The sequence below is a fragment of the Phyllobacterium sp. YR620 genome (assembly GCF_900104165.1).
GTDB lineage: Bacteria > Pseudomonadota > Alphaproteobacteria > Rhizobiales > Rhizobiaceae > Phyllobacterium > Phyllobacterium pellucidum.
The window spans coordinates 477,696-499,517 of record NZ_FNJP01000001.1; the positions used below are offsets into that span (position 1 = coordinate 477,696).

General features: G+C 60.3%; 27 protein-coding genes. 5 read left to right on the top strand and 22 right to left on the bottom strand.

From position 1 onward, the window contains the following. Positions 1–50: 50 nt before the first annotated feature. From BLR72_RS02210 to fliF, 7 genes are all read right to left on the bottom strand, one after another. Positions 51–722 (bottom strand): flagellar transcriptional regulator FtcR, encoded by a 672-nt coding sequence (locus BLR72_RS02210; RefSeq protein ID WP_027233072.1) that lies wholly within the window; start codon positions 720–722, stop codon positions 51–53. 231 nt (positions 723–953) lie between these two features. Then, positions 954–1,553: a transglycosylase SLT domain-containing protein gene (locus BLR72_RS02215; RefSeq protein WP_091944655.1), complete on the bottom strand. Its 600-nt coding sequence runs from the start codon at positions 1,551–1,553 to the stop codon at positions 954–956. Beyond that, entirely contained in the window at positions 1,486–2,709 is a 1,224-nt protein-coding gene (locus BLR72_RS02220) for a flagellar hook-length control protein FliK (protein WP_091944658.1), read from the bottom strand. Before BLR72_RS02220 ends, BLR72_RS02215 begins: the two co-directional genes overlap by 68 nt. Next, positions 2,706–3,929 (bottom strand): chemotaxis protein MotC, encoded by a 1,224-nt coding sequence (locus tag BLR72_RS02225; protein WP_244506599.1) that lies wholly within the window; start codon positions 3,927–3,929, stop codon positions 2,706–2,708. The genes BLR72_RS02220 and BLR72_RS02225 overlap by 4 nt, the downstream gene beginning before the upstream one ends. Then, positions 3,926–5,167, bottom strand: a complete 1,242-nt coding sequence (locus BLR72_RS02230; protein ID WP_091944661.1) for a MotB family protein — start codon at positions 5,165–5,167, stop codon at positions 3,926–3,928. The genes BLR72_RS02225 and BLR72_RS02230 overlap by 4 nt, the downstream gene beginning before the upstream one ends. After that, a complete protein-coding gene (locus tag BLR72_RS02235) occupies positions 5,164–5,820 on the bottom strand; it encodes a hypothetical protein (protein ID WP_091944663.1) in 657 nt (218 codons plus the stop codon). The genes BLR72_RS02230 and BLR72_RS02235 overlap by 4 nt, the downstream gene beginning before the upstream one ends. 1 nt (position 5,821) lies before the next feature. Further along, positions 5,822–7,468: a flagellar basal-body MS-ring/collar protein FliF gene (fliF, locus tag BLR72_RS02240; protein WP_027233076.1), complete on the bottom strand. Its 1,647-nt coding sequence runs from the start codon at positions 7,466–7,468 to the stop codon at positions 5,822–5,824. Between the two features lie 169 nt (positions 7,469–7,637). On the opposite strand from fliF, the gene BLR72_RS02245 reads away from it, so the two are divergent. Next, positions 7,638–8,207 (top strand): DJ-1/PfpI family protein, encoded by a 570-nt coding sequence (locus BLR72_RS02245; RefSeq protein ID WP_027233077.1) that lies wholly within the window; start codon positions 7,638–7,640, stop codon positions 8,205–8,207. 43 nt (positions 8,208–8,250) lie between these two features. Continuing rightward, on the top strand, positions 8,251–8,601 hold the full coding sequence (locus BLR72_RS02250) for a ribbon-helix-helix domain-containing protein (protein WP_027233078.1): 351 nt from the start codon (positions 8,251–8,253) through the stop codon (positions 8,599–8,601). Positions 8,602–8,672: 71 nt separating this feature from the next. On the opposite strand, the gene BLR72_RS02255 is transcribed toward BLR72_RS02250, so the two are convergent. The 15 genes from BLR72_RS02255 to BLR72_RS02325 all read right to left on the bottom strand — a co-directional run bounded on the left by BLR72_RS02255 (position 8,673) and on the right by BLR72_RS02325 (position 19,409). After that, positions 8,673–9,455 carry a flagellin N-terminal helical domain-containing protein gene (locus BLR72_RS02255; protein ID WP_027233079.1) on the bottom strand — a complete coding sequence of 261 codons (783 nt, stop codon included), beginning with the start codon at positions 9,453–9,455 and terminating at the stop codon, positions 8,673–8,675. 212 nt (positions 9,456–9,667) lie between these two features. Continuing rightward, positions 9,668–10,405 (bottom strand): flagellar type III secretion system pore protein FliP, encoded by a 738-nt coding sequence (gene fliP, locus BLR72_RS02260; protein WP_091925092.1) that lies wholly within the window; start codon positions 10,403–10,405, stop codon positions 9,668–9,670. Next, positions 10,402–10,890 carry a flagellar basal body-associated FliL family protein gene (locus BLR72_RS02265; protein ID WP_091944666.1) on the bottom strand — a complete coding sequence of 163 codons (489 nt, stop codon included), beginning with the start codon at positions 10,888–10,890 and terminating at the stop codon, positions 10,402–10,404. The genes fliP and BLR72_RS02265 overlap by 4 nt, the downstream gene beginning before the upstream one ends. Before the next feature lie 12 nt (positions 10,891–10,902). Next, positions 10,903–11,616: a flagellar basal body L-ring protein FlgH gene (gene flgH, locus BLR72_RS02270; protein WP_027233082.1), complete on the bottom strand. Its 714-nt coding sequence runs from the start codon at positions 11,614–11,616 to the stop codon at positions 10,903–10,905. Next, the gene (locus BLR72_RS02275) at positions 11,613–12,140 is read right to left on the bottom strand and encodes a MotE family protein (RefSeq protein WP_343051287.1); all 528 of its coding nucleotides are present in this window, start codon (positions 12,138–12,140) and stop codon (positions 11,613–11,615) included. Before BLR72_RS02275 ends, flgH begins: the two co-directional genes overlap by 4 nt. Next, positions 12,137–13,351: a flagellar basal body P-ring protein FlgI gene (locus BLR72_RS02280; RefSeq protein WP_091944669.1), complete on the bottom strand. Its 1,215-nt coding sequence runs from the start codon at positions 13,349–13,351 to the stop codon at positions 12,137–12,139. The genes BLR72_RS02275 and BLR72_RS02280 overlap by 4 nt, the downstream gene beginning before the upstream one ends. Beyond that, positions 13,351–13,770: a flagellar basal body P-ring formation chaperone FlgA gene (gene flgA / locus BLR72_RS02285; protein WP_244506634.1), complete on the bottom strand. Its 420-nt coding sequence runs from the start codon at positions 13,768–13,770 to the stop codon at positions 13,351–13,353. Before flgA ends, BLR72_RS02280 begins: the two co-directional genes overlap by 1 nt. Positions 13,771–13,841: 71 nt before the next feature. Next, entirely contained in the window at positions 13,842–14,633 is a 792-nt protein-coding gene (gene flgG, locus BLR72_RS02290; RefSeq protein ID WP_027233085.1) for a flagellar basal-body rod protein FlgG, read from the bottom strand. 50 nt (positions 14,634–14,683) lie between these two features. Further along, positions 14,684–15,016, bottom strand: coding sequence for a flagellar hook-basal body complex protein FliE (locus BLR72_RS02295; protein WP_027233086.1), 333 nt, complete (start codon positions 15,014–15,016; stop codon positions 14,684–14,686). Continuing rightward, positions 15,016–15,435 carry a flagellar basal body rod protein FlgC gene (flgC, locus tag BLR72_RS02300; protein WP_091944674.1) on the bottom strand — a complete coding sequence of 140 codons (420 nt, stop codon included), beginning with the start codon at positions 15,433–15,435 and terminating at the stop codon, positions 15,016–15,018. The genes BLR72_RS02295 and flgC overlap by 1 nt, the downstream gene beginning before the upstream one ends. Before the next feature lie 4 nt (positions 15,436–15,439). Next, positions 15,440–15,820 (bottom strand): flagellar basal body rod protein FlgB, encoded by a 381-nt coding sequence (gene flgB, locus BLR72_RS02305; RefSeq protein ID WP_091944676.1) that lies wholly within the window; start codon positions 15,818–15,820, stop codon positions 15,440–15,442. 108 nt (positions 15,821–15,928) lie between these two features. Beyond that, positions 15,929–16,504, bottom strand: coding sequence for a hypothetical protein (locus BLR72_RS02310; RefSeq protein ID WP_091944679.1), 576 nt, complete (start codon positions 16,502–16,504; stop codon positions 15,929–15,931). After that, positions 16,501–17,874, bottom strand: a complete 1,374-nt coding sequence (gene fliI, locus BLR72_RS02315; RefSeq protein WP_091944682.1) for a flagellar protein export ATPase FliI — start codon at positions 17,872–17,874, stop codon at positions 16,501–16,503. Before fliI ends, BLR72_RS02310 begins: the two co-directional genes overlap by 4 nt. Positions 17,875–17,904: 30 nt before the next feature. Beyond that, entirely contained in the window at positions 17,905–18,630 is a 726-nt protein-coding gene (gene flgF / locus BLR72_RS02320; RefSeq protein WP_091944685.1) for a flagellar basal-body rod protein FlgF, read from the bottom strand. Further along, positions 18,627–19,409 (bottom strand): DUF1217 domain-containing protein, encoded by a 783-nt coding sequence (locus BLR72_RS02325; protein ID WP_091946492.1) that lies wholly within the window; start codon positions 19,407–19,409, stop codon positions 18,627–18,629. Before BLR72_RS02325 ends, flgF begins: the two co-directional genes overlap by 4 nt. Positions 19,410–19,551: 142 nt before the next feature. On the opposite strand from BLR72_RS02325, the gene motA reads away from it, so the two are divergent. From motA to BLR72_RS02340, 3 genes are read left to right on the top strand one after another with little or no spacing between them, the layout of a single operon-like run. Further along, positions 19,552–20,424: a flagellar motor stator protein MotA gene (gene motA, locus BLR72_RS02330; protein ID WP_027233093.1), complete on the top strand. Its 873-nt coding sequence runs from the start codon at positions 19,552–19,554 to the stop codon at positions 20,422–20,424. A 7-nt stretch (positions 20,425–20,431) separates the two neighbouring features. Beyond that, a complete protein-coding gene (locus tag BLR72_RS02335; protein ID WP_175492259.1) occupies positions 20,432–21,370 on the top strand; it encodes a FliM/FliN family flagellar motor switch protein in 939 nt (312 codons plus the stop codon). Further along, positions 21,351–21,803, top strand: coding sequence for a BAB2_0123 family type IV secretion system effector (locus tag BLR72_RS02340; protein WP_091944691.1), 453 nt, complete (start codon positions 21,351–21,353; stop codon positions 21,801–21,803). Before BLR72_RS02335 ends, BLR72_RS02340 begins: the two co-directional genes overlap by 20 nt. The last annotated feature ends 19 nt before the right edge of the window (positions 21,804–21,822 follow it).

Sequence of the window (21,822 nt, forward strand, 5' to 3'; positions counted from 1 at the left end):
TCCTTTGGGATTAAGGGGTTCGGCGCTTCCGCCACTGGCGGATACAGCGCCTAGTCGAGATTGATGCTGTATCCGAGGAAACGTTTCGAATCGATCGGGTCGTAGCCGAGTTGCTCGCGCAATTTCTTGCGCAACTTGCTGATATGGCTCTCGACCACGCTCTCTTCGACATCGCTGTCGAAAATGCCGTAGATGGCGCTGAATATCTGCGCCTTGTTGAGCCGGCGGCCACGATTGGCGATCAGGTATTCAAGGATACGGCGCTCGCGTCGCGGCAAGGAGAAATCGATGCCGTTGACCTGCGGATCGCGCCCATCCGAAAAGACACGGATGGGACCGATCTGCGTGCCGGCATCACCGTTGCCATAACGGCGGCGGATCGCGTTGATGCGCGCCAGGATTTCCCGTACGTGCATCGGCTTGCGGACGACGTCGTCGACACCTGCCTGAAAAAGCTCCAGCGTATGCTCGAGAGACTGTGTCTCGTTGACGGCGATAACCGGTGCCGCACAGCGTTCACGAATTTTGTGTGGAAACTTGTTCCGATCGGCGCATTCCCCTAGCAGAAATGCTTCGACGGCCATAATGTCGTTCTCCTGAACAGTGGCGACCCAGTCGCCAAAATCGTCAGGAGCAAAGCCGGTTGTCGTAATGCCCTCGCGGGCGAACCACGCAGAATACCCACTCGTCACCAAACTTCGTTCGTCGACGACTACGATCACAACCCCACCTTTCGAATCAATAAGTTGCCCCAAGCAATACACAACTAGCGGTGGTGGTGACTCGTGGACAATTCCCAAGAAATAGACCCCAATTTATAGGGAAGAGCTGGCCATTCCGAGCGTACGATTTTTCCTTGACTGTGTCCTGTTTTCTGATTCGTTTTTGGGTCGGAACCAGCTTCCCAAGAATCCCTTGAAGGGAATTCACGTTTTCTTACCAAGTGTTACGGGTCATGGTTGATTCTTGCCGCAGAACTGGCGTGCTTTCGGGGTCCAGTTACCGAAACCACTGGCCACCATGTTTTCGATTACGCGGCAGACATAATATTGCTGGGCGGGATCGTTGTTGGGCCCGGCGTGATAGCGGGCGACCGCCATGGTCCAGCTTCCCTCGCGCGAACGGAGCCCCTTTAGAAACCGCGCTGCATAGTCGACATTGGCCTTGGGATCGAGCATTGCGGCGACGGAGGGAAATGCGTCCGCATGATAATGCTGGTTGATCTGCATGCAGCCGAGGTCGATGAGTTTGGCGCCCTGCATCTGTGCTTGGGCGAATTTGGCCGCTGCCGCGGCGGCAGACGGCATGAAGTATGACGTGCCGTCGATATTCATGGCGTAAGGCTGGAGCGACTCCTTATGCCCGGTCTCGGTGAGGCCGACGGCATAGAGAATGCCGAGCGGAATGCCATACTTCCCCGACGCCCGGTGCATTTCGCGCTCGCAGAGGTTTTCGGATGAAGCGGGGTTCGCGATGGCAAGAAGGCTAGACAACCAGACCGCGTGAAACGTGGCTTTCAATACCAGGCTTACCGGCTTTTTCCTCGCGCTCATCTGCTCTCGTGTCTCCCGGATATTGCTGGCCAGTCGATCCGCCCTGCTTGGCGCCTCCGGATGCCGCCTGTCCCTGCCCATAGGCCCGCGCATCCGCTTGTGCGTCCTGCCCGCCGGAATTGAGCTGGCCACCCTGAGCATTCGAAGTCGGGCTCGACCGGTCGATTACGGCGATCGTAATCGACGAGGTGTCGTCGCCAACACCTGCCAGTTTCAGAGCCTTGCCGAGGGCCTCATGATCACGGGCGAGATGTTCGGCCGCCACGTTGTTCTCGGCGTTCAGCTGAATGTGCATGCCTTCGGACGTCAGCCGCAGCCGTGCTGTCACTGTGCCAAGTTCTATGGGTTGAAGCTGGATCACGAGCGTCCGCGTGGCGCTGGTGCTGCGATCGGAAATGACCTGGACATCGCTGATACCGGGACGCCCGGCAACCGGCGCGGCGGCGGCCGGCGTTAACGGCGTTGCGATCCTGAGATCAGACTGGCCTCCAGCGCTCGCGTTCGCCATCGCAGCGTTTGTCGATGGCGCAGGAGAAGGCTCCGCCAGGCGGGGAACGCTACGTTCAGTCGAAGGCGGCTGCGCGTTCGCTTCGCTCGCTTGCGGACGCGCGGAAGGCGGTGTGGCCGCTGGCGTAGCCTCTCCGTTGCGAGGCTGCGCGGCCTCGGTCTTCACCGGGGGTGCTGCCGGGCTTGTCTCAGCCGCTTTGTCAGGCAATGCAGCTTCGGAAGCGGGCTTGCCGACGGGTTTCACCGAAGTCGTGCCGTCAATCAGAGCCGCTGCTTCGTCGACGATGCTGGCCGCAAAACGCGGGTCGGCTGTAGCGAGGGACTGTTCCTGTGCATGCTGCTGAGTTTGGAGCAATTGCTCGAGTGCCAGCATGGTCTGGCCGAACATCCCCTGCCCCGCGGCCGGGGCAGTCGCTTCGTCGTTTTTGGATTCAGCGTCTTTGTCCGGCGTATCGCGCACGCCTTCCTTCACCTCGCTGCTCTTCCCGCGATGAAGTTTCGGCGCCGTAGCCTTCACCATGGTCTCAAAGTCGAGAGCCGCCTTGCCGTCCGCCGGCAACAAGAGATCGATAGGGGATTCGCCTTTGCCGCTGTCCTTGATGCGGGCTCCGATCAGCGATTTCAACGGCATATCGGCTCCAATCGTCATTTGCCTGTCCTCCCGAGGAGCGCGTCGATAGCGTCTAGCTTCTTTCGTGTCTCAAGGAAGAGTGGATCTGGCTCATCCGTGGTCGGCGCTGCGCTGCCCGCCGCTGGCGCGCTGGACTGCGCACTGGCTTGTACGGGCGCGCTGCGGGCTGCCGGCTTTGGCGGTGCTGCCAATTCGGGAATCGGTTGCGCCAGGATCCGGCTCGACATGGCAAGCGCTGCGTCCAGAAGCTTGGCATCGCGTTCGTGCAGACGGTCGCGCGGCAGCTTCGACAGCATGAACTTCGCATCGCCGGTCTTGTCGGAGCCGACATTGCTGACTGCAAGATAGAGCTTGGCCTGTGTATCGTCGGTCTTGAGTTCGGCCGCCAATTTATCGGCTCGCTCCGAAACAAAACGAGCGCGTGCAAGATCGCCTGCGACCAGTGCTCCCCGCGCTATCCGCAGGTAGAGGGGCAGCCGCGCGCGCGGCCAGGCCAGTGCTGCGATTTCTTCGATTTCGTCGTTGCTGACGCGATCTTTCAACTCCATCAACGCGTCGACGAGCTGGCGGAAGAAATCTTCCGAATAGGGCGAATAGGAAAAACGCTGCAGGTAGTTGCGGGCGAGAAGCCTGACCTTGTCCTTGTCGCCGAGGCGAGCGGCGATCGTCAGTCCGCGGCGCAGCGCCGCTTCCTCAAGGAGCGTGCCGGGCGCATTGAGCCGGATGTAATCCAGACGCTTCAGCGCTGTTCCTGCATCAATGGCGGCAAGCTGGGTGGCGGTCACGAGATAGATCGAAGCGACGAGTTCGCTTGGAACATTTGGCGGAATTTCCTGGAAGTTCTCGACGAAGTGCAGCGTATCGCCGTCAGCATAGGCCAGTGAGCCCGCGACCAGCTTGGGGTCAACCTGGTCAAGCTTCGCCGATGCCAGGATCGCACGCACCACCTCCGGATTACCGCCGTTCAAGAGGTAAACGAAGATCGCATAGGCATTTGCCGGCTTCTGCCAGACTTCGGGCTTTGCCGCCCGCAGCTGTTCGGCGATATGGCCGAGCACGCGATTGAGCATCGGCAAGGCTTCCGGCTTGCCGGACGCGACCTGATCCTGCAGCATCCGCATGGAGCGCACCAGGAGATAGGGTTCGGGTGTCGGCAGATTGACCTGCGCGGCCGCGCCGGCAAGCGGCAGGCTGAAAAAGCCGAACACCAGCCAATGGATCGCGCGCCCTGCCCTCATCTGGACCCCGTCTTCAGGAAGATGTCGATACGCCTGTTCTGAGCCGCATATGGGTCGGACGCGATCTTCGGATCGCGGTCAGCGTAACCCTCGACGCGTAGAACGCGCTTGGCGTTGAGGCCCTTGCGGGTCAGCATGTAATAGGCCATCTGCGCCCGGGCGGATGAGAGCCGCCAGTTGTCGTAGGTATCGCTCTTGAATGGCCGGCTGTCCGTATGTCCGCTGATGACGACCTCGCCGTCGCGTTTGCCGATGATCTTGGCGATTTCGTCGATCACCTGGATGACGCGTTTGTCGGGCTTGGCCGATCCGATGGCGAACATACCGTAATCGACCTTGTCGGTCAGCTGGATCAGCAAGCCGTCATTCCTGGCGACCACGGTGATGTCTGGCGCCTTGGCATCGCTGGCCGCACCGGTTTTCTTGGCGATTTCGTTGGCAAGCTCCCGCGCCGATTCAACCTGTGCGGCATCCGGTGCTTTTTCATCCTTTGAAGGAGCAGCCGGTGTTTCGGCGGTGATGGGAGGCTTGGCCTCCGGCTGATCGGGCGCCGATTTTGCCTCGCCCGCGGTGATGCGTTTCTCGAGCGCCGCCTGCTGGGCATCGGCTTCAGCCTTGGCATTCGACACCGATATCGCTTGCTCCTGCGAAGGCGGCGGGACGGCGGGGCTATCGGTCAGCGGAAAAATGTCGTCCTCGACATGGGTCGACCAATAATTCGGATTGAACGGATCGCGGTAGGCATCGCCACCCTTGGCACCCGTCGAAGGGCCGGCCTGGCTGGAGCCGCCTTCGCCCTTGGCCGAGCGGTTCTGGAGAACACCTGAGTCGGTGGCGATCTCGGCGAGAACCGCATAGGGATCCTTGAAGATCTGCCGCTCCTCACGTTCGGGGACGGGCTCGACCTGTTTTTCGTTGCGGGCGCTCTTGGTAATGGGATCGACGGATTCGGGCCGCTCGAAGCGAACCTTGCCCTCCTCGTTGTCTATCTCCTCTATGCCCTTCGGCTGCGCCTGCCGGTCCATCAGCTTTACAGGATTGAAGTAGCTGGCAACGGCGGCCTTCGTCTCCTCATTGGCGGCATTGATCAGCCACATGACGAGGAAGAACGCCATCATCGCCGTCATGAAGTCGGCATAGGCGATCTTCCAGACGCCGCCATGGTGGCCTTCCTCACCATCGCCGCGACCGCGCCGGACGATGACGATTTCGCGATGCGTTTCAGGGTCGATGTTCATCGGTATTGGTCCTTCAACGCGTCGATCAGGTGGCCGAGGCGTGTTTCGATCACGACATCATCGAGTTTCATCGTAAGCTCGGATTGGCTTGCCTCGCGGAACGTAAATCGGATCGGATCGATCTCCGGTCGCGTGCGCAGTGCGTCAAGCAGGTAGCGAGGCCCGGTCACGTCGATAAGAACGCCTTCGAGCCCTTTTGTAAGGCGCTCGAGTTCACCGACAAAACCACCGATCGCCCGTTCACGCAGGTTCGCCTCGACGAGAGGAGTGAGCGCAGCCGCAAGGGAACCGGAAAGATCTGCAGCAATGCCTGACAAGCCATCGGCAAGTTGCGCGGCAAGGCGCGCGCCCGTATCGGCAAGAAAGGCGGCATCCGCAGCGGCAAGTTGTTCCTGGAACTCGCGCTCCAGCCGGACTTTCTCGGCTTCGAAAAGTACCGCCGCTTCCGCCTGACCTGACTCCCGCCCGGCTGCGAAGGCTTCCTTCACCTTAAGTTCGTAGTCGATGATGTCGACGATTTCCTCGGCCGGCTCTATGACCTCCTCAAGCGCAACCGCTCGCTCGCGAACGCTGGTGAAAACCGTCACGCGATCTGGCGGCACCCGTTTCGGGGTAAAATCGGTAAGAACGCTGGCTAGGGATCGTGCGCTCATCTCAGGCGGCCTCGTGGACCCATTGCTTCAGGATCGCCGCGACCCGTTCCTCGTCCATGTCGATCATCTGTTCGAGACGATTCTGGGCGGGAACGCGCATCCGGCGCCTGAGTTCGCTGAGATCGTCGTAGGGCATGCTTTGCTCGGAGCGAGCGGGCGCGACGGCAGGAAGATTTGCTGCCATTGCAACATTCGGGACAGCAAGCTCTGACACGCCGGCAATTTGCGGGACCTCCGCCGCCTTGCCCATTTCGCGCATCAAGGGCCGGACGCCAAGCCATAGAATGAGGGCAACGGCGGCGATGAGCGCAGCCGCGTTGACGAAGCTGCCGGCCTGGCGGAAGACCATTTCCGATATAGGCGTCGAGGTCGGCTGCAGTTGCTCGTCGGTCGTTTCCATGAAATTGACGGCGGTGACGTTGATGACGTCGCCGCGCTTCTGATCAAGGCCCGCCGCTGTCGCTACAAGCTCGGTGATCTTGGCGATCTGCTGATCGACGAAATTGGCCGGCGGCGGCGTCGCGCCAGCCGTTTGCAAAAGGCGCGCCTGATCGATGACGACGGCGATCGACAGCCGCTTGATCTGGTAGCTGTCGCTGGTGGTCGATACGGTTTTCGAGTTCAGCTCGTAATTCGTCAATTCCTCGCGCTTGTCGGTCTTCTCCGACGAACTGTCTCCGTTCTTGCTGGCGATCTGTTCTTGCGGGATGTTCTGTTCGACACCGGTCGCATTATCGCTGGTCGAGTTCTGCGAATCGCCGCTCTCACGGACGACCCGAACCGAGCGCTCAACCCGGGACTCCGGATCGAATACCGTCTCATTGGTCTGTCGCTTGTCGGTATCAAGCGCGACCTGAACGCTCGTCTGGAAGTGTCCGACGCCGAGATAGGGGGCAAGCGCCTTGCGAATGTTTTCATCGACGGAGGTGGAAACATTCTGTTCAAGGGTCGCCGACATGACCGCACCGGCGCTCGTTCCATCGTCCTTGGAAGCAAGGAGGCGGCCATTGGTATCGAGAATGGTCACTTCGGCGGCGGTCAGCTGCGGCACCGCGGCGGCCACTAGCTGGCGGATAGATTGGGCAGATTCGATCGCAAAGTCGCCCTCGGTACGGATGACGACCGAGGCGGATGGCGCCTGGTCACCGCGGCGGAAACTTCCTTTCTCGGGAAGAACGATATGAACGCGCGCCGCCTTGATGCCGCGGATAGCCTGGATCGTGCGGGAAATCTCGCCTTCAAGCGCCCGTACGCGCGTAATTTCCTGCATGAAGGACGTAAGACCGAGCGAGCCCATATTGTCGAAGAGCTCATAGCCGGCATTGTTGCTGGTGGGCAGACCCTTTTCCGCCAGGTACATGCGGGCCTGGTCGGCCTTGCCGAAGGGAACGAGAATCGAGGTGCCGTCGGATTTCACGTCGAAGGGGATGCCGGCTTCGCCTAGCGCCATGCCCATTCGGTTCACATCATCGCGGCTGAGGCCGACATAAAGCGTCTCGTACTGGGGACGATTGAGGTAGAAACTCGACACGAGAATTACGCTGAACAGCGTCACACCAACGATGCCAAGGGCAATGAGCCGCCGCGCCCCGAGCTTCTTCAGCGCTGCAAACAGCTGCTCAAATGTGTGCCTGATATTCTTTTCCATCGATTCCCACCACGATCCCGTAACGGAACCATAGAGGTCGAAGCTTGCGCGAAGTTAGAGCCGCGCGAGACCATGTACCGATGAAAATTCTCCCGTAGTATCCGGCTAGTACCGATAGGCGATCTGCATTTGCTAGGCTTTCCTTCGTTGAAACCTTGGGAGGAAAAACATGCCAAGCGCCAAGATCCTTATGATTACCGGTGACTATACAGAAGATTACGAGACGATGGTGCCGTTTCAGACACTGCTTGCCTGCGGCCACACGGTGCATGCGGTCTGTCCGGGGAAAAAGGCCGGCGACACGGTCGCAACGGCCATTCACGATTTCGAAGGCGACCAGACCTACTCCGAAAAACGCGGCCACAACTTCGCACTCAACGCAACGTTCGCCGAGATCCGTCCCGAGGATTACGATGCGCTTGTCATTCCCGGCGGACGGGCGCCGGAATATCTTCGGCTCGATCCGAACGTGATCAAGGCCGTCCGCCACTTCTTCGACGCCGACAAGCCGGTTGCCGCGATCTGCCATGGCGCCCAGCTTCTTGCCGCAGCAGGGGTAATCGAGGGGCGCAAATGCTCGGCCTATCCCGCATGCCGCCCCGAAGTCGAACTCGCCGGCGCAAAGTTTGCGGAGATCGCCATCAACGATGCCGTTACCGATGGCAAGCTCGTAACCGCCCCAGCTTGGCCGGCCCACCCTGCCTGGTTGCAGCAGTTCATGGCTGTGCTCAACGCGTAAGCGCTGCTAAGCTCAATGGGTGTTTGCGGGTTTGGGAGGCAGCATGTGTGAATTGTTCATCAAGGCGGATGCGCGTCTATGGGAAAGCACGACGCGCTCGCTGCGAATCGACGGTATGGTCACCAGCGTGCGGCTCGAGAATTTCTTCTGGTCTAAACTGGAGGAAATCGCACGGCGTGACGGAATGAACGTCGTGCAACTCATTACGCGGCTGCATCATGAGTCGATTGACGCCGGTCATGATCTCGGCAACTTCACGTCGTTCCTTCGCGTCTGCTGCGCGCGCTATCTCGATCTGCAGCTCTCGGGGGATATACCGAGAGATCTGGCGCAGCCGATTGCGGGCCTTAATGCCCGGGCGATCCTTGGCCGCGAACGCGAAAAATATCACTGAGGTTAGCAAAACGAAAAAGCCCCGGATTTGAAGTCCGGGGCAAATTTCTTGTATCGATATTATTTATCCGATTAGCCGCGGAAGAGCGACAGGATGCTCTGGTTGCTCGAGTTTGCAATCGAGAGAGCCTGTACGCCGAGCTGCTGCTGAACCTGGAGAGCTGACAGACGAGCCGATTCCTTGTTCATGTCGGCATCGACGAGCTGGCCGACGCCGCGATCGATGGCGTCCATCAGGTTGTCAGTGAAAGCCTGCTGCGTGTCGATGCGGGTCTTGGCGGAACCCAAAGCGGCAGCCGCGTCCTTCATGGTGCCAATTGCAGTTTCAACGGCCGACGAGGTCGTTGCAGACGTCAGGGCAGCTTCGAGGTCGAAAGCGGCGACTGACATGGTGGTGACGCCGGTACCGGACGTATAGCCCGTCACGATGCTCTGTGCGGTACCACCGGTAGCAAGCAGATTGACGCCCTGGAAGGTTGCGCCCTTGGCCATTTCGACGATCTGAGCCTTGAACTGGGCAATGTCGGCGTCAATAACGGTGCCGTCGGTGCCCGGAGTTTCCTTGGCAACATATTTTGCCTGGATCTTCTGAGCGAGGTCGATGGCGCTGTTGAGGGACGTGTAAGCCGTGTCGACGATCGAAGCACCGAGACCGAGGCCGTCCTTGACTGCGGACAAAGCCGTGTTCTGAGTGCGCATGCCGGTCGCGATCGACCAATAGGCGGCATTGTCGGAAGCCTGGGCAACGCGCTGGCCCGTAGCGATACGGTCCTGCGTCGTAGCAAGGTTCTTGTTCGTTGTGTTAAGCGTCTGCAGCGCGGTCATTGCCGACGCATTGGTAAGAATGCTGGTCATGGAAGTAGGTCCCTGATGAGATACAAAGAAGGGGACATACCGGGTTTTCACCGGTGTGACGGAGCGGCCTGATGCCTATTGCCCTGAAGGCAACCCGTCATATTGTGATCAGTACGTCTAATGTATTACCGTTTTAATAACAAGGTCCTATGGATTTTATCTAATATGAAAATTCCGCCGGCGGAGGAAATTTTCGCCGGCTAACTGACGCCTTACGTATAGGAGCGGATCAGGCTCCCGACGAGGATGTTCCATCCGTCTATCAGCACGAAAAACAGGATCTTGAACGGCAGGGAAAGTACCGTTGGCGGCAGCATCATCATGCCCATCGACATGGTCAAAGTTGCGACGATGAGGTCGATGACAAGGAATGGCAAAACGATGAGAAAGCCGATTTCGAACCCGCGACGCAATTCGGAAATCATGAATGCCGGGATGAGAATGCGCAAATCGACGACGCCGTCCGCCTTGGTGCGAAATGATTCGTCGGCGAGGTCCTCGAACAGGCGAAGATCCTTGTCGCGTACCTGCCGGAGCATGAATTCACGAAAGGGCGTCGTGATTTCATTCATCGCAACATCCTGGGTGATCTGGTTGTTAACGAGCGGCTGGACACCGTTCTGCCACGCGCGATCGAACACGGGAGCCATGACGTAAAAGGTCATGAACAGCGCAAGGCTGATCATCACCAGATTTGCCGGTGTGGTCTGCAGACCAAGGCCTGCACGAAGTAGGGAAAATGCAATGGCAAAGCGGGTGAAGCTGGTCACCATGATCAGGAGGCCTGGCGCAATCGACAAGACCGTGAGCACCGCCAGCATCTGGATGATCTGGCCACTTGTCGAGGCGCTGCCGGGCGGCAGGAGCCCTTCGAGGATCGATGGCGTTTGGGCCATGGCGGTCCCGCCGAGTGCGAGGACCAGCAGAGGCGTCAGCAGACGTATTTTCATTCCATCACCAGCGCCCAGATATAGACTTTTTCGATCTTGCCCTCGGAGCGCATTTTCGCTCGCTCTTCGAGGTCCGTTCGCAGATATTCGAGCCCGGCCGGGCCACGAAGCTGCATAAGGTTGACCGTGCGCAGAAATGCCATGAAATCGCCGGTGATCGTCGCGGCAAGCTCGTCCGGAATTTTCTCGCCCGGCCGCGCCACAATGCCGGCTTCAAGCCGCAACCAGACATTCTGCGGAATTTTCACATTGGTGAGGATAGGCTTCAGCGGCACGACCGTTCCAAGCGGCATGTCCTCAGCTGCAGGCCTGCGACTGGTTTCGGTAGCCGTCTCCGCCGCCTCGTCTTTCGCGAGGCCAAGCTTGCCGCCAAGGAACCATCCGCCGCCGGCAGCTATGAGGGTCAGGATGACGACAACGCCGATCAGGGCCACCAATGATGGACCCTTTGGTGGTGGTGTGGTTTCTTCGGCGACGGCGCTCATCGGTTTCGACCTTTAGAATGGTGCAACGGTGTCAAGGACTTGCTGTCCCCATGGCGGCTGCTGCACTTCGCTTTGCCGTCCGCGGCCTCCGTAGGAGATGCGCGCCTCCGCAATCTTGTCATAGGAGATCGTATTGGAACCCGAGATGTCTCGCGGCCGCACGACGCCGGCGACGTTGAGGATACGCAACTCGTAGTTCACGCGGACTTCCTGCGATCCCTGGATCACCATATTGCCGTTCGGCAGGATGTTGGTGACGATCGCGGCGACGCGCAGGTCGATCTTTTCAGAACGCTCGATCTTGCCCTCGCCCTTCGATTTCGTATCCGAGTTCAGGTCGAGATTGCCGCTGATGTCGCCGCCCGAAATCCCGCTGCCACTGATATCGGCCGTTGCGCCGTAGACTTGCGAGGAGGCGCGCGAACGATTCGACTTGTTGTCGAACTTCGCTTCCTCGTCGAGCCTGATGATGACCGTGAGCACGTCGCCGGGATTGGCCGCGCGCGGATCGCGGAAGAATCCCGCCTGGCGGTCTTGCCAGAGCGAATATTGCTGCGGCTTCGGCTGCGTCGGATAATAGGCGGGATCGGTGACGCTGAAAGTCTGGCCGACGCCTGCTCCCACCGGCGACATGGCTGGCGCCCGGTTGAGATCGCGGAAATTATTGGCGCAGCCGGCAAGGCCCATAAGGCTGGCGACCAAGATGAAGGAGGCCGCTTTTTTCATTGGGCGGTTCTTTCTTTTTGTGAAACGACGCGCGATCCGACAATGACACGCGCGAGCTTGGAGGCCTTATCGGGCGGCATCTCGTTGAGTATGACGCTCGATACGCGCGGATTGAGCTTGAGCAACAGCGCCGCTGCCGCTTCATCGCCGAGCAGCGCCATTTGCGCAGCGGCGGCATCTGGGCGCATCTTTGAAATGATGCCGACGAGCGAATCTTCGGCCTTGTCGACGAATTCATCGCGGCGCTTCAGCCAAACTTCATATTCCTGACGCTTGGCTTCGAGTTCCTGGATGCGGCTATCGACATCGGCGCGCAGTTGCTGAAGTTCGCGCGTTTGCATGGCGTAGCGCGCATCGGCGGCCTTGTCGTTGATGTTGGTGCAATAGCGGTCGATCTCCTGCGTGGCATCCTCGTGCCCTGCATCCTGGGCGCCTGCCACCCCGGCAAAGCTCAATGCCGCGCCTAGAATCATCCCGAAGAGGGCTCGATAGGCTCTACCCGAAGCCGTCCAGGCGTAACTCATTGCACCACCAGTTCCGCATGCAGGGCGCCCGCCGTCTTGATACCCTGCAGGATGGCGATGATGCCCTGAGGCTTCACGCCGATCTGGTTCAACCCCTTGACGAGACTTTCGAGATCAGTTCCACCGAGAACGCCGATATTGGACGTTTGCGTTGCCTGGATATCGGTATTGGGCTCGACCGCGGTTACGCCATCGCTGAAGGGTTCCGGCTGGACGACCATCGGCGTTTCCGTAACGCGCACCGAAAGGCTGCCGTGGCTGATGGCGACACGCGAGATGCGCACCTTTTCGCCGATCACGACGGTGCCGGTGCGCTCGTCGACGACTACGCGTGCAACCTCGTCCGTCGGTACGGGGAGACCTTCGATCTCGGCGACGAAGCGGGTGGCCGAGATGTCTTTCGGCTTGCGCAGGCGGATCGATTTCGAATCCCGCTCCTTGGCGACCGGCTGTTTGTAGCGGCGCTTGGCGAAGGCATTGATCGTGTCGGTGATGCGGACGGCGGTCGTAAAGTCTGCCTCACGCAGTTCAACCACCAATTCGTCCTGGCCGAAATTGCCGGTGACTTCCTTTTCGACAAGGGCACCGTTTGGAATGCGGCTGCTGGTCGGAACGCCCTGTGTCAAGCTCGCCGCATCGCCCGATGCGGAAAAGCCGGAAACGACGAGATTGCCTTGCGCAACGGCATAGTTCTGCCCGTCCGCGGCGGCAAGGGCCGTCATGACTAGTGTGCCCCCGGCCAGCGAAGTGGCATCGCCGAGCGACGAAACCGTGACGTCGATACGCGAACCGCGCCCGGCGAAGGGCGGGAGGTTTGCGGTGACGATGACGGCCGCAATATTCTTGACGCGGGAGGCTCCCGGCGGCGGACTGATGCCAAGATTGTCGAGCATGGCGCGCATCGACTGTTCGGTGAACGGCGCATTGCGCAGGCTGTCGCCAGTACCATTGAGGCCGATGACAAGACCATAGCCGACGAGCTGGTTCTCGCGGACGCCCTGGATGTTGGCGATGTCCTTAAGGCGCGCGATCGCGCCGCCTTCGCCCAGCGGCGATGCGGCACTGCCCCAGCGCTCGGCTTCGTTCTCGGCGCGGCGCCAGGCAGCGTTGGCTTCGGCAGGTGTTTTATAGCCTTTTTCGTTGGACTCGCCGGCATTGGCCGCAATCGTCCCGGTAAGAATGAAGGCAAGGAGTAAGGCGAGAAGCCGCATTATTGCATCCCGACCTGAATCGAGCCGTCGGCTAGTACCGTGCCGGTCACGATGATGCCGCTGTCGACGTTGCGTACCTTGACGAAATCGCCCGCATGGCCCGGCTCCATCGCCACGCCCTTTGCGCTGATGACGAGAGAGCCGGTGTTGTAGACCAGAGGGACCGCAACGCCGCGCTGGATAAGGTCGGGCTCGTTGACGGCGGTCACCAGGATAGGCTGCCCCGGCAGCAGCGTCCGTCGCGCAACCTTGCCGACGAGCTGATTGACGTGGAGCACGTAATTGCCGGCAGCGCTGGCCTTGATGGTGAAGATCTTTTCGGACAGGCCCTCATTGCCGATGGTCTGGCCGGGGTAGATGATCTGCGACGGCACGATAAACGCGATACGCTCGGCCATCGCGCTGGTCGCATGGACCATGGCCCATAGCGCGAATGCGATGCCGCCTGCGATGTTTGCGAGTGTGCGTCCTGCTGCCGTCATGATTATTCTCAGCCGCCAAGATTCTTCGAGACAACCGATGCCATTTCATCGGCGGCCTGGATGACCTTGGAGTTCATCTCGTAGGCGCGCTGTGCGGTAATGAGATCCGTGATCTCCTTGACCGGATCGACATTCGAGCTCTCGAGATAACCCTGCTTGAGCGTACCGAAGCCGGGATCGCCCGGAACGCCAACCACGGCGTCGCCGGAAGCATCGGTCTGGCGGAAGAGATTGTCCCCGAGCGGTTCGAGGCCGGCTTCGTTGGCGAAATTGGCGATCTGCAGCTGGCCGAGGTTCACGAGCTGTGTCTGGTCGGCCATCTTGGCAAAGACCTGCCCGGTATCCGTGATCTTCACCTCGACCGCATCCGTCGGGACAACGATATTCGGTTCGACGAGGTTCCCGTCGAGTGTCACAAGCTGTCCCGTATCATTCGTGTTGAAGGCGCCGGCGCGGCTGTAGAGCGTTTCGCCGGCGGCGTTCTGGATTTGAAACCAGCCGCGCCCGACCATGGCGACGTCGAAGGGATTGCCGGTCTGATTCAGCGCGCCCTGGATATGCAGGTTGCGGACGGCAGATGTCTGCACGCCGAGGCCGACCATGGCGCCTTCCGGAACGACGCTCTGGTTCGAGGCATTGGGCACGCCGGCGCTGCGTTCGGCCTGATAGAGCAGGTCCGAGAACTCTGCCTTGGCGCGCTTGTAACCGGTCGTGTTGATATTGGCGATGTTGTTGGCAATCACTTCCAGGTTCAGCTGTTGGGCATTCATGCCGGTCGCAGCGATCGTGAGCGCTTTCATGGAATTTCTAATGCCCTTCCGGCCATGTCGGCCAAGTTCCGTTGATGTGCCTAGATCGGCATGCGGCTGATTTCGAGATAGGCCTGGACGATCTTGTCGCGGATGGCGATCGCCGTCTGGAGCGACTGCTCGGCATCCATGACGGCGTTGACTACATCACGCGTCGGCACGTCGCCGGTCATGCTCTTCATTGACATCGCCTCGGCATTTTCGAGCTTGCCGCTGACCGATCCGGCGAGCTGCGAGAGAACGTTGTCGAAGGAAGGCCCGCCGGTGGTGGCTGCGGGCTGGACCTGAGACGCCCCGCCGGTTCCCTGGCTCACCGTCTCGGTCAGTTTCGAAAGAGCGTTGCGGGTGGAAACACTGAGAAGTTGATCGATCATCAGGAATTCCTCAAGAGGTCGACGGTCATGGCAATGAGTTCGCGTGCTTGCTTGACCACCTGGAGATTGGCTTCATAGGAACGGTTCGCCTCGCGCATGTCCGCCATTTCGACGACCATGCTGACGTTCGGATATTTGACATAGCCGCGCGAATCCGCGGCCGGGTGGCTGGGATCGTACTCCTCAACGAACTCGGAGGTATCCTTGCCGACCTCGGCAATGCGTACGGTTTCGACGCCGGTGCTGCGATCGAGTTCGGTGGCGAACGATACGGTCTTGCGGCGGTAAGGGTCGCCGCCGGCCGTCTTGGCCGTCGACTGGGCGTTGGCAAGGTTTTCCGAAACGACGCGCAGCCGCGTCGATTGGGCGTTGAGGCCGGAAGCGGCAACTTTGAGGGCGGCCTGCAGCGGATCGGACATCGGCTTAGCTCTTTACCGAAGACAGCATCATTCGGTGAAACGCCTTCACGATGCTGGTGTTGAGCGCAAACTGTCGGTTGACCTCACCGGATTTCACCATCTCGCTTTCGAGGCTGACGGTGTTTTTCGAGTGGTTCTGCTCGGCAACCGCATCCTTGCGCATGGCGGTTGCTGCAATTCCGGATGCGTCGATTTCGAGGTGTTTCGGATTGGTCGCAGCCATCGTCAACTGCGTCTGCTGCAGCACGTCCTTGAACGGTTCGACGTCCCGCGCCTTGAAGCCGGGCGTATTGGCGTTGGCGACGTTGCCGGCAACGGCGGCTTGCCGCACCGACAGCCACTCGGCCTGACGCGATGCCAGTTCGAACAGATGGATACCCTGCATGTCTTCCTCGCACGTCAGAAGCGCTTAATCTTTGCTTAACCTACGCTGCCAAACTTGCGTGAGACTTGCGGCCCGAGCCAGCTTCGGAACTTCTGTCGTTGGCTCGAGTCAGTTGGTTCGGGTGATGACGTCGCCATCGGAGGTCTTGATCGAGAAACTGCCCGGATCGGAGCCGCGCTCGATGGCGACAAGCGTGCTTCCATCCGGCAAAGGCGAGCCTTTTTCGACGAACCAGTAGCCGCTTTCGTCCTCGATCATCACCAGGCCGCCTACAACCTCGCGCAGCAGGAATACCGGTTTGCCGGGGAAAGGCTGCTTACTCGCCTCCTCGATCTGCTTGAGCCTGTCACCGGTGAGTTCCGCAGTCGTGGCCGTGGTCATCGCATCGACGCCTTCTCCGGTTTGCGCCTGTGCCGAGCCGCGATTGCCGTGCGTTTCCCTTACAACCTTTTGATTGGTCCGATTGAGGGGGTCACGCACCGTTATTCCGGAAGCAAGCGGCTTTGGCCGCGCATCGAGAATGTCGTAATACATGACGAAGGGGAGCACGGCGCAGATTGTGGCGAGCACGATGCCGGCGCCCTTCAGATAGCCGTCGAATCGCTTGTCACGGACGCGCACTGGTGGCGGGTCAATCGCGTCTGCCTTGCCTGACGCCTGACGCTTCGTGTCGCTGGGCTTCATGATGGCTCCTTTGGTCTCAGCGCGGCGGCGAGATCGCTATAGGGATCGTTCGACAGGGGCGATGCCGGCGTTTGCTGCATGGCATTGTAAATGAGCGGAACCAGTGTGACCGCCTGGTCGATATGCGGATCGTTGCCTGCCTGGTAGGCACCGATCATGCGCAGGTCGCGCGTTTCCTCGAACCGCGCAATCAGACCGCGCAGGCTGGTCGCAAGCTTTGCCTGTTCGGGTGTCCAGTTGTGCTGCGCGAGGCGCGAAATCGAACTCAGGATATCGACTGCGGGAAACCGCCCCTGCGCGGCAATGGCGCGGTCGAGCACGATATGCCCGTCAAGCGTGCCGCGGATTGCATCGGCAACAGGATCATTATGGTCATCTCCGTCCACAAGGACCGCATAAATGCCTGTGATCGTGCCCTCGCCATCGAGCCCCGGTCCGGCCCGCTCGAGCAGGCGCGGCAACTGGCTGAACACGCTCGGCGGATAACCGCGCGAAACCGGGGGTTCGCCGGCCGCAATCGCGATCTCGCGTGCGGCATGGGCGAAGCGGGTGATCGAATCGACGATAAGCAGAACGTTGTCGCCGCGATCGCGGAAATACTCGGCGATGGCCGTCGCGGTGTTTGGCGCAAGCCGCCGCATCATCGGGCTTTCGTCGCCCGTCGAGACAACCGCAATCGTCTTGTCGAGCTTGCCCGCCATCGTATCTTCGAGCATGTCGCGCACTTCGCGGCCACGTTCGCCGGTAAGGGCGAGGACGACTGTGTCGAAGTCGGCGGCCCGGGTCATCATGGCGAGCAATGTCGATTTGCCGACGCCGGAGCCGGCGAAGATACCCATGCGCTGCCCGAAGCACATCGGGACGAAGACGTCGACGACGTTAACGCCGCAGCGCAGGCCCTTTTCGACGCGGCCGCGCTCCATGGCCATCGGCGCTGCGCGATCGACAGGCACGGGTTCGATCCCCGCTGCGAGCAGCCCCTTGCCGTCAAGCGGTTCCCCAAGTGCGTTGATGACCCTGCCCTTCCAGCTTGCCGCCGGCGACAGGCGCAGTTGTCCCTCCGGAAACACCGGCGTTCCGAGCGAAGGCACGATGCGGTCATCGAATGGCTTGATCAGCACGCGCTTCTGTTCGAGGCGGACGACTTCCGCCGGGTGCAAACCTTCGGTGGTCCGGATCATCACCATGTCGCCCAGCTGCGTGCTGTCGGAAATGCCGCGCACGCCGATCGCCGAGCGGGAGACATCCTCGACGTAACCGCCGGTCGCCACCGCGCGTTCGCCTGTCGCCTTTGAAATCAGGCGGGCCAGCGCCTCGAGATTGCCCTTTCGCTCAGCTATGGTCTGAAGTGCGTCTTCGAGTGCGTGCATGAGCTAGCTATCGGGCGCCAGGGAAATGGCTCATGTGCTGGACCCCAGGGTCCTGACAGCATCCTTGAACGTATTCTCGCTACCACGCAGCAGCGCATCGACGCGTTCAAAGGCGCGGGAGACATTCATCAGGCGCGTCATTTCGCTGATGGCGTCGACGTTCGACCCCTCGATGGCGCCCTGGATGACACCAGCATCCGGATTGTCGATCGCAGGCTGCGCCGCAACGCTTGGAATGACAGCTGAATTGTCGAAGTAAGCGAGCTTCGCATTCGGATCGATCGTGAACAGTCCGATCACGCCAAGCTGGCGGCCGTTTTGGGTAACTGTCCCGGAAGGCGAAATCTGCGGCGGGCCACCATTGGGATCAATGGTCAGCGGTTGGCCGCCGGCATCGAGAATTGGGTAGCCCTTGACCGACAGCAGCTCGCCCGTCGTCGACATCTGCATGCGCCCGTCGCGGGTGAAAACCTGTCCGGCGGGGGATTGCAGGGAAAACCAGACATTGCCTTTGGCAGCGACGTCGAGCGGATTGCCGGTCTGTGTAATCGGCCCTGCCTCGGTCTTGATGAAGCTCTCGCCGGCGCTGACGAAGCTCGAATTCTCGGCCGCCTTCGAAACCATGACGTCGAATTTCATGCCGGTGGCGCGAAAGCCTGGCGTCGACATGTTCGCGACATTGTGCGCCAGCGCGTCCATGCGCCGTTCAAGCGAGATTTGCGAAGACAGGCCGACATAGATCGAATTTTCCATCAGCGGCCACCAAGCTTGAACGACTGCAGCGTTGTCAGGATGCTGTCGGCGATGCCGATCTGCGTGGAACCGCCGACGAGCAGCGACGGTATGCTGGTCGAGGTCGAAGGGTTTTTCATCTCATACATCGCGGTGAAGCGCATGATCAGCTTGGCGAGCTTGGCGGGGTCCTTGAGGTCCGCCAGGTTCAGCTTGTCCTCGACCATCTTGGCCTGGCGGTCGATATCCATGCCGGATGTCTGCGCAGGGATCGAGAAAGTGGTCTGAAAGACCTCAAGCAGCGCTTTGTCGCCAAGAATCTCGTAGGCGTTGGTAATCGTGGGCGCCTTGCGGGCGAAATAGAGCGCCAGGCGAACCCCCTCATTCTGTTGGCCAGTCTCCACTTCGAGTGTCTGGCGGACATATTTGTCGACGATCGGCTGCAGCGTTCCGGGCTGGCTCGTGGCCTTGTCGCCGTACTTCACGAAGTTGAACGCGGTCGCAAGTTCCTTGTAGCGCCCGTCATTGAGCTTGTTGGCGAAAGCCTCGTTGCTGTCGATGCCCTCGGTCAGCACCTTGCGGATGAACGCCTTGGCATAGGCCATGTCACCAAGGCCGAAGGACTTCAATGCAAAATTGTAAAGCCGGGTGTCCTTCATGAAATCGTCGACGGATTTCACGTTCTGGATGTTCTTCAGGTAGTACTCGCTGTCGCGCTTGACCGCGGGTTCTGCAGATACACGGGCAAGAGACCGCGGCAAATCCTTAGCGATCAGGGTGTAGCTCGTCAAAGTGTTCATGATGCGCCTTTCCCGAAGGGTTTGCGCATGTGTCGCAGACCAAGCTTGCCTGAAGCTGTCCGCGCCGTCCCTCCAATCCTGCAAGGTTCACACAAGCCGCAACTGCTAGCTCTTGGCTTCGCTGGCAAACCTGCGGGAGAGTGACTTGGGTATTCTTATTGGACTGGTTGTGACGATGGGGTGTCTGCTTGGCGGATTTATCGCCATGGGCGGACATGTCGCCGTTCTTATGCAGCCATGGGAATTCGTCATCATCGGCGGCTCCGCCTTCGGCACCTTCCTCGTCGCCAACCCATTTTCGGCGGTCAAGGATACGGGCCGCGCCTGCATGGAAGCGTTCACCAACAAGATCCCCAAACAACGCGATTATCTGGACGTCCTCGGCGTGCTCTACGCATTGATGCGCGAGCTGCGAGCGAAATCGCGCAACGAAGTCGAAGTTCACATCGACAATCCAACGGAATCGCCGATCTTTCAGGCGTTTCCGAGCGTGCTGAAGAATCACGACCTGACGAACTTCATCTGCGACTACTGCCGCCTCATCATCATCGGCAATGCCCGGTCGCATGAGATCGAAGCGCTCATGGATGAAGAACTCCACACGATCGCCCGCGACAAGCTGAAGCCATACAACGCCATGGTCGCCGTATCGGAAGGCCTGCCGGCGCTCGGCATCGTCGCCGCCGTGCTCGGGGTCATCAAGGCGATGGGCGCGCTCAATGAATCGCCGGAAATTCTCGGCCATCTGATCGGCGCCGCGTTGGTCGGCACCTTTGCCGGCATTTTCCTTTCCTACGGTGTCGTCGGTCCGATCGCGACGAAGATCAAGACGACGCGCGAGAAGCAAAACCGCCTCTACATGATCGTGAAGCAGACGCTGCTTGCCTACATGAACGGCGCCCTGCCCCAGATCGCGCTCGAATACGGACGCAAGACGATCTCGGCCTATGACCGTCCGTCGATCGATGTGGTCGAGCAGGAGACGTTGTCCCCGGCGCCGATGCAGCAGGCAGCATAGGGTGATCATGGAAGCCGAAGCGGAAACCAAACGACCTGACGTCCTCGCCGAGAGCATTCTTCGCGCCGCCGGGATGTCAGTCGACGACCTCAAATCGCTGGAGACCGTCTTTCGGGAACTCGCGGCATCGTTCGGCGCGCGGTTTGCCGCACAGACGGAGGTCCCGGTTAAGGCTGAGCTCGCTGGCGTCAGGACCCTGGAAAAGGACGCGATCACGAACACGCTCGCGCAATCCGGTCTTGTCGGGATGGTGCCGGTATCGAAATGGGGCTCGCGCGTCGTCCTCGCTGCGGACCGCAGCTTTGTAGATTGTGGGATCGAAGCGCTTTTCGGCTCGGGAACGAGTGCCGGAACGGGCAGCGCCGCACGTCCGCTCACATCGGTGGACCTCATCATCGCCCGACAGGTCTTTGCGGATGTAACGGCGTCGCTCGACCATATGTTTGCCGCAGGTGCCGAGGGGTTGTTCCAGGTCGGCGATCTGGTCGAGGCGGCTCATCTTGCGCCCAACACAATTTCCGAAACCCGCATGATTTGCTGCGCTGTCGCGTTGAAGTCGGCCGGACGCTCCGGGCAAATACTGATCCTCCTGCCGCGATCGAGCTTCAAGCCTATGCAGGACGCCATAGCCCGCATGCTGCGCCAACCGGCCCATCATTCCGACCCGGCATGGGCGAAGAAGCTGCGGCTCGAGGTCAGCCGCGCCCACATCGATGTGGAGGCCTATCTCCAGCAAGGGTCGATGACGCTCGAGCAACTTGCGCTCCTGAAGCCGGGGCAGATACTGCAACTGCCCAAGGACGCGATCGACCAGGTGCGGCTGCGCAGCGGCCACCAGGCACTCTATAAGTGCCGTCTCGGCAAGGCTGGCAGCGCATTCACGGTCCGGATCACCGACCCCATCAATGAAGAAGAGGATCTCCTTGATGAGCTTGCCGCTGGTTAATCTCGTCTCGATCGTGCTGACCACCGTCTCGCTTGTGGTTTTCCTGGCGGCGCTGCGCAAGGCGAATCGCCTCAACGCGATGAGCCGGGTCGTGGCCCACCAGGTAGCCAGTTCGGCCGCCAACCTGCAACAGGCCCTGGCGATCCTCCAGGCGGAACGCGAGACCTGCCGCGACGAAAGCGTGCGCCTCGAAGCGCGCCTGCGCGATTCCGATCGGGTCCGTTCCGAAATCACCCGGGCCATCGATCTCGTCGAGCGCGCCAAGTCGGATCTGAAGGATGGCGTCCGCACTCCGGCGGTCTCGGTACAGCCTTCCTTTACTGCTGCAAAGGCGGCCTCGGCCCCGGCGCAGCCCGAAACTCCGGCAAAAATCCTTCCGGTCTTTGTCAACCGCATCGTTCGCAGCGCAGACGTCGCAAGCGTCGTCCTCTAACCTTCATCGGGATAAATAG

Coding starts and splice junctions, on each gene's coding strand:
- fliP (WP_091925092.1), bottom strand. CDS start 10,405: ATGAAAATACGTCTGCTGACGCCTCTGCTGGTCCTCGCACTCGGCGGG.
- BLR72_RS02295 (WP_027233086.1), bottom strand. CDS start 15,016: ATGATCGATCAACTTCTCAGTGTTTCCACCCGCAACGCTCTTTCGAAA.
- BLR72_RS02275 (WP_343051287.1), bottom strand. CDS start 12,140: ATGAGTTACGCCTGGACGGCTTCGGGTAGAGCCTATCGAGCCCTCTTC.
- BLR72_RS02225 (WP_244506599.1), bottom strand. CDS start 3,929: ATGAGGGCAGGGCGCGCGATCCATTGGCTGGTGTTCGGCTTTTTCAGC.
- flgG (WP_027233085.1), bottom strand. CDS start 14,633: ATGAAAGCGCTCACGATCGCTGCGACCGGCATGAATGCCCAACAGCTG.
- BLR72_RS02340 (WP_091944691.1), top strand. CDS start 21,351: ATGAGCTTGCCGCTGGTTAATCTCGTCTCGATCGTGCTGACCACCGTC.
- flgC (WP_091944674.1), bottom strand. CDS start 15,435: ATGTCCGATCCGCTGCAGGCCGCCCTCAAAGTTGCCGCTTCCGGCCTC.
- BLR72_RS02215 (WP_091944655.1), bottom strand. CDS start 1,553: ATGAGCGCGAGGAAAAAGCCGGTAAGCCTGGTATTGAAAGCCACGTTT.
- BLR72_RS02255 (WP_027233079.1), bottom strand. CDS start 9,455: ATGACCAGCATTCTTACCAATGCGTCGGCAATGACCGCGCTGCAGACG.
- BLR72_RS02245 (WP_027233077.1), top strand. CDS start 7,638: ATGCCAAGCGCCAAGATCCTTATGATTACCGGTGACTATACAGAAGAT.
- BLR72_RS02235 (WP_091944663.1), bottom strand. CDS start 5,820: ATGAGCGCACGATCCCTAGCCAGCGTTCTTACCGATTTTACCCCGAAA.
- fliF (WP_027233076.1), bottom strand. CDS start 7,468: ATGGAAAAGAATATCAGGCACACATTTGAGCAGCTGTTTGCAGCGCTG.
- BLR72_RS02250 (WP_027233078.1), top strand. CDS start 8,251: ATGTGTGAATTGTTCATCAAGGCGGATGCGCGTCTATGGGAAAGCACG.
- BLR72_RS02335 (WP_175492259.1), top strand. CDS start 20,432: ATGGAAGCCGAAGCGGAAACCAAACGACCTGACGTCCTCGCCGAGAGC.
- BLR72_RS02280 (WP_091944669.1), bottom strand. CDS start 13,351: ATGCGGCTTCTCGCCTTACTCCTTGCCTTCATTCTTACCGGGACGATT.
- BLR72_RS02220 (WP_091944658.1), bottom strand. CDS start 2,709: ATGACGATTGGAGCCGATATGCCGTTGAAATCGCTGATCGGAGCCCGC.
- BLR72_RS02265 (WP_091944666.1), bottom strand. CDS start 10,890: ATGAGCGCCGTCGCCGAAGAAACCACACCACCACCAAAGGGTCCATCA.
- BLR72_RS02310 (WP_091944679.1), bottom strand. CDS start 16,504: ATGAAGCCCAGCGACACGAAGCGTCAGGCGTCAGGCAAGGCAGACGCG.
- fliI (WP_091944682.1), bottom strand. CDS start 17,874: ATGCACGCACTCGAAGACGCACTTCAGACCATAGCTGAGCGAAAGGGC.
- flgA (WP_244506634.1), bottom strand. CDS start 13,770: ATGGTCCATGCGACCAGCGCGATGGCCGAGCGTATCGCGTTTATCGTG.
- BLR72_RS02230 (WP_091944661.1), bottom strand. CDS start 5,167: ATGAACATCGACCCTGAAACGCATCGCGAAATCGTCATCGTCCGGCGC.
- flgH (WP_027233082.1), bottom strand. CDS start 11,616: ATGAAAAAAGCGGCCTCCTTCATCTTGGTCGCCAGCCTTATGGGCCTT.
- flgB (WP_091944676.1), bottom strand. CDS start 15,820: ATGCAGGGTATCCATCTGTTCGAACTGGCATCGCGTCAGGCCGAGTGG.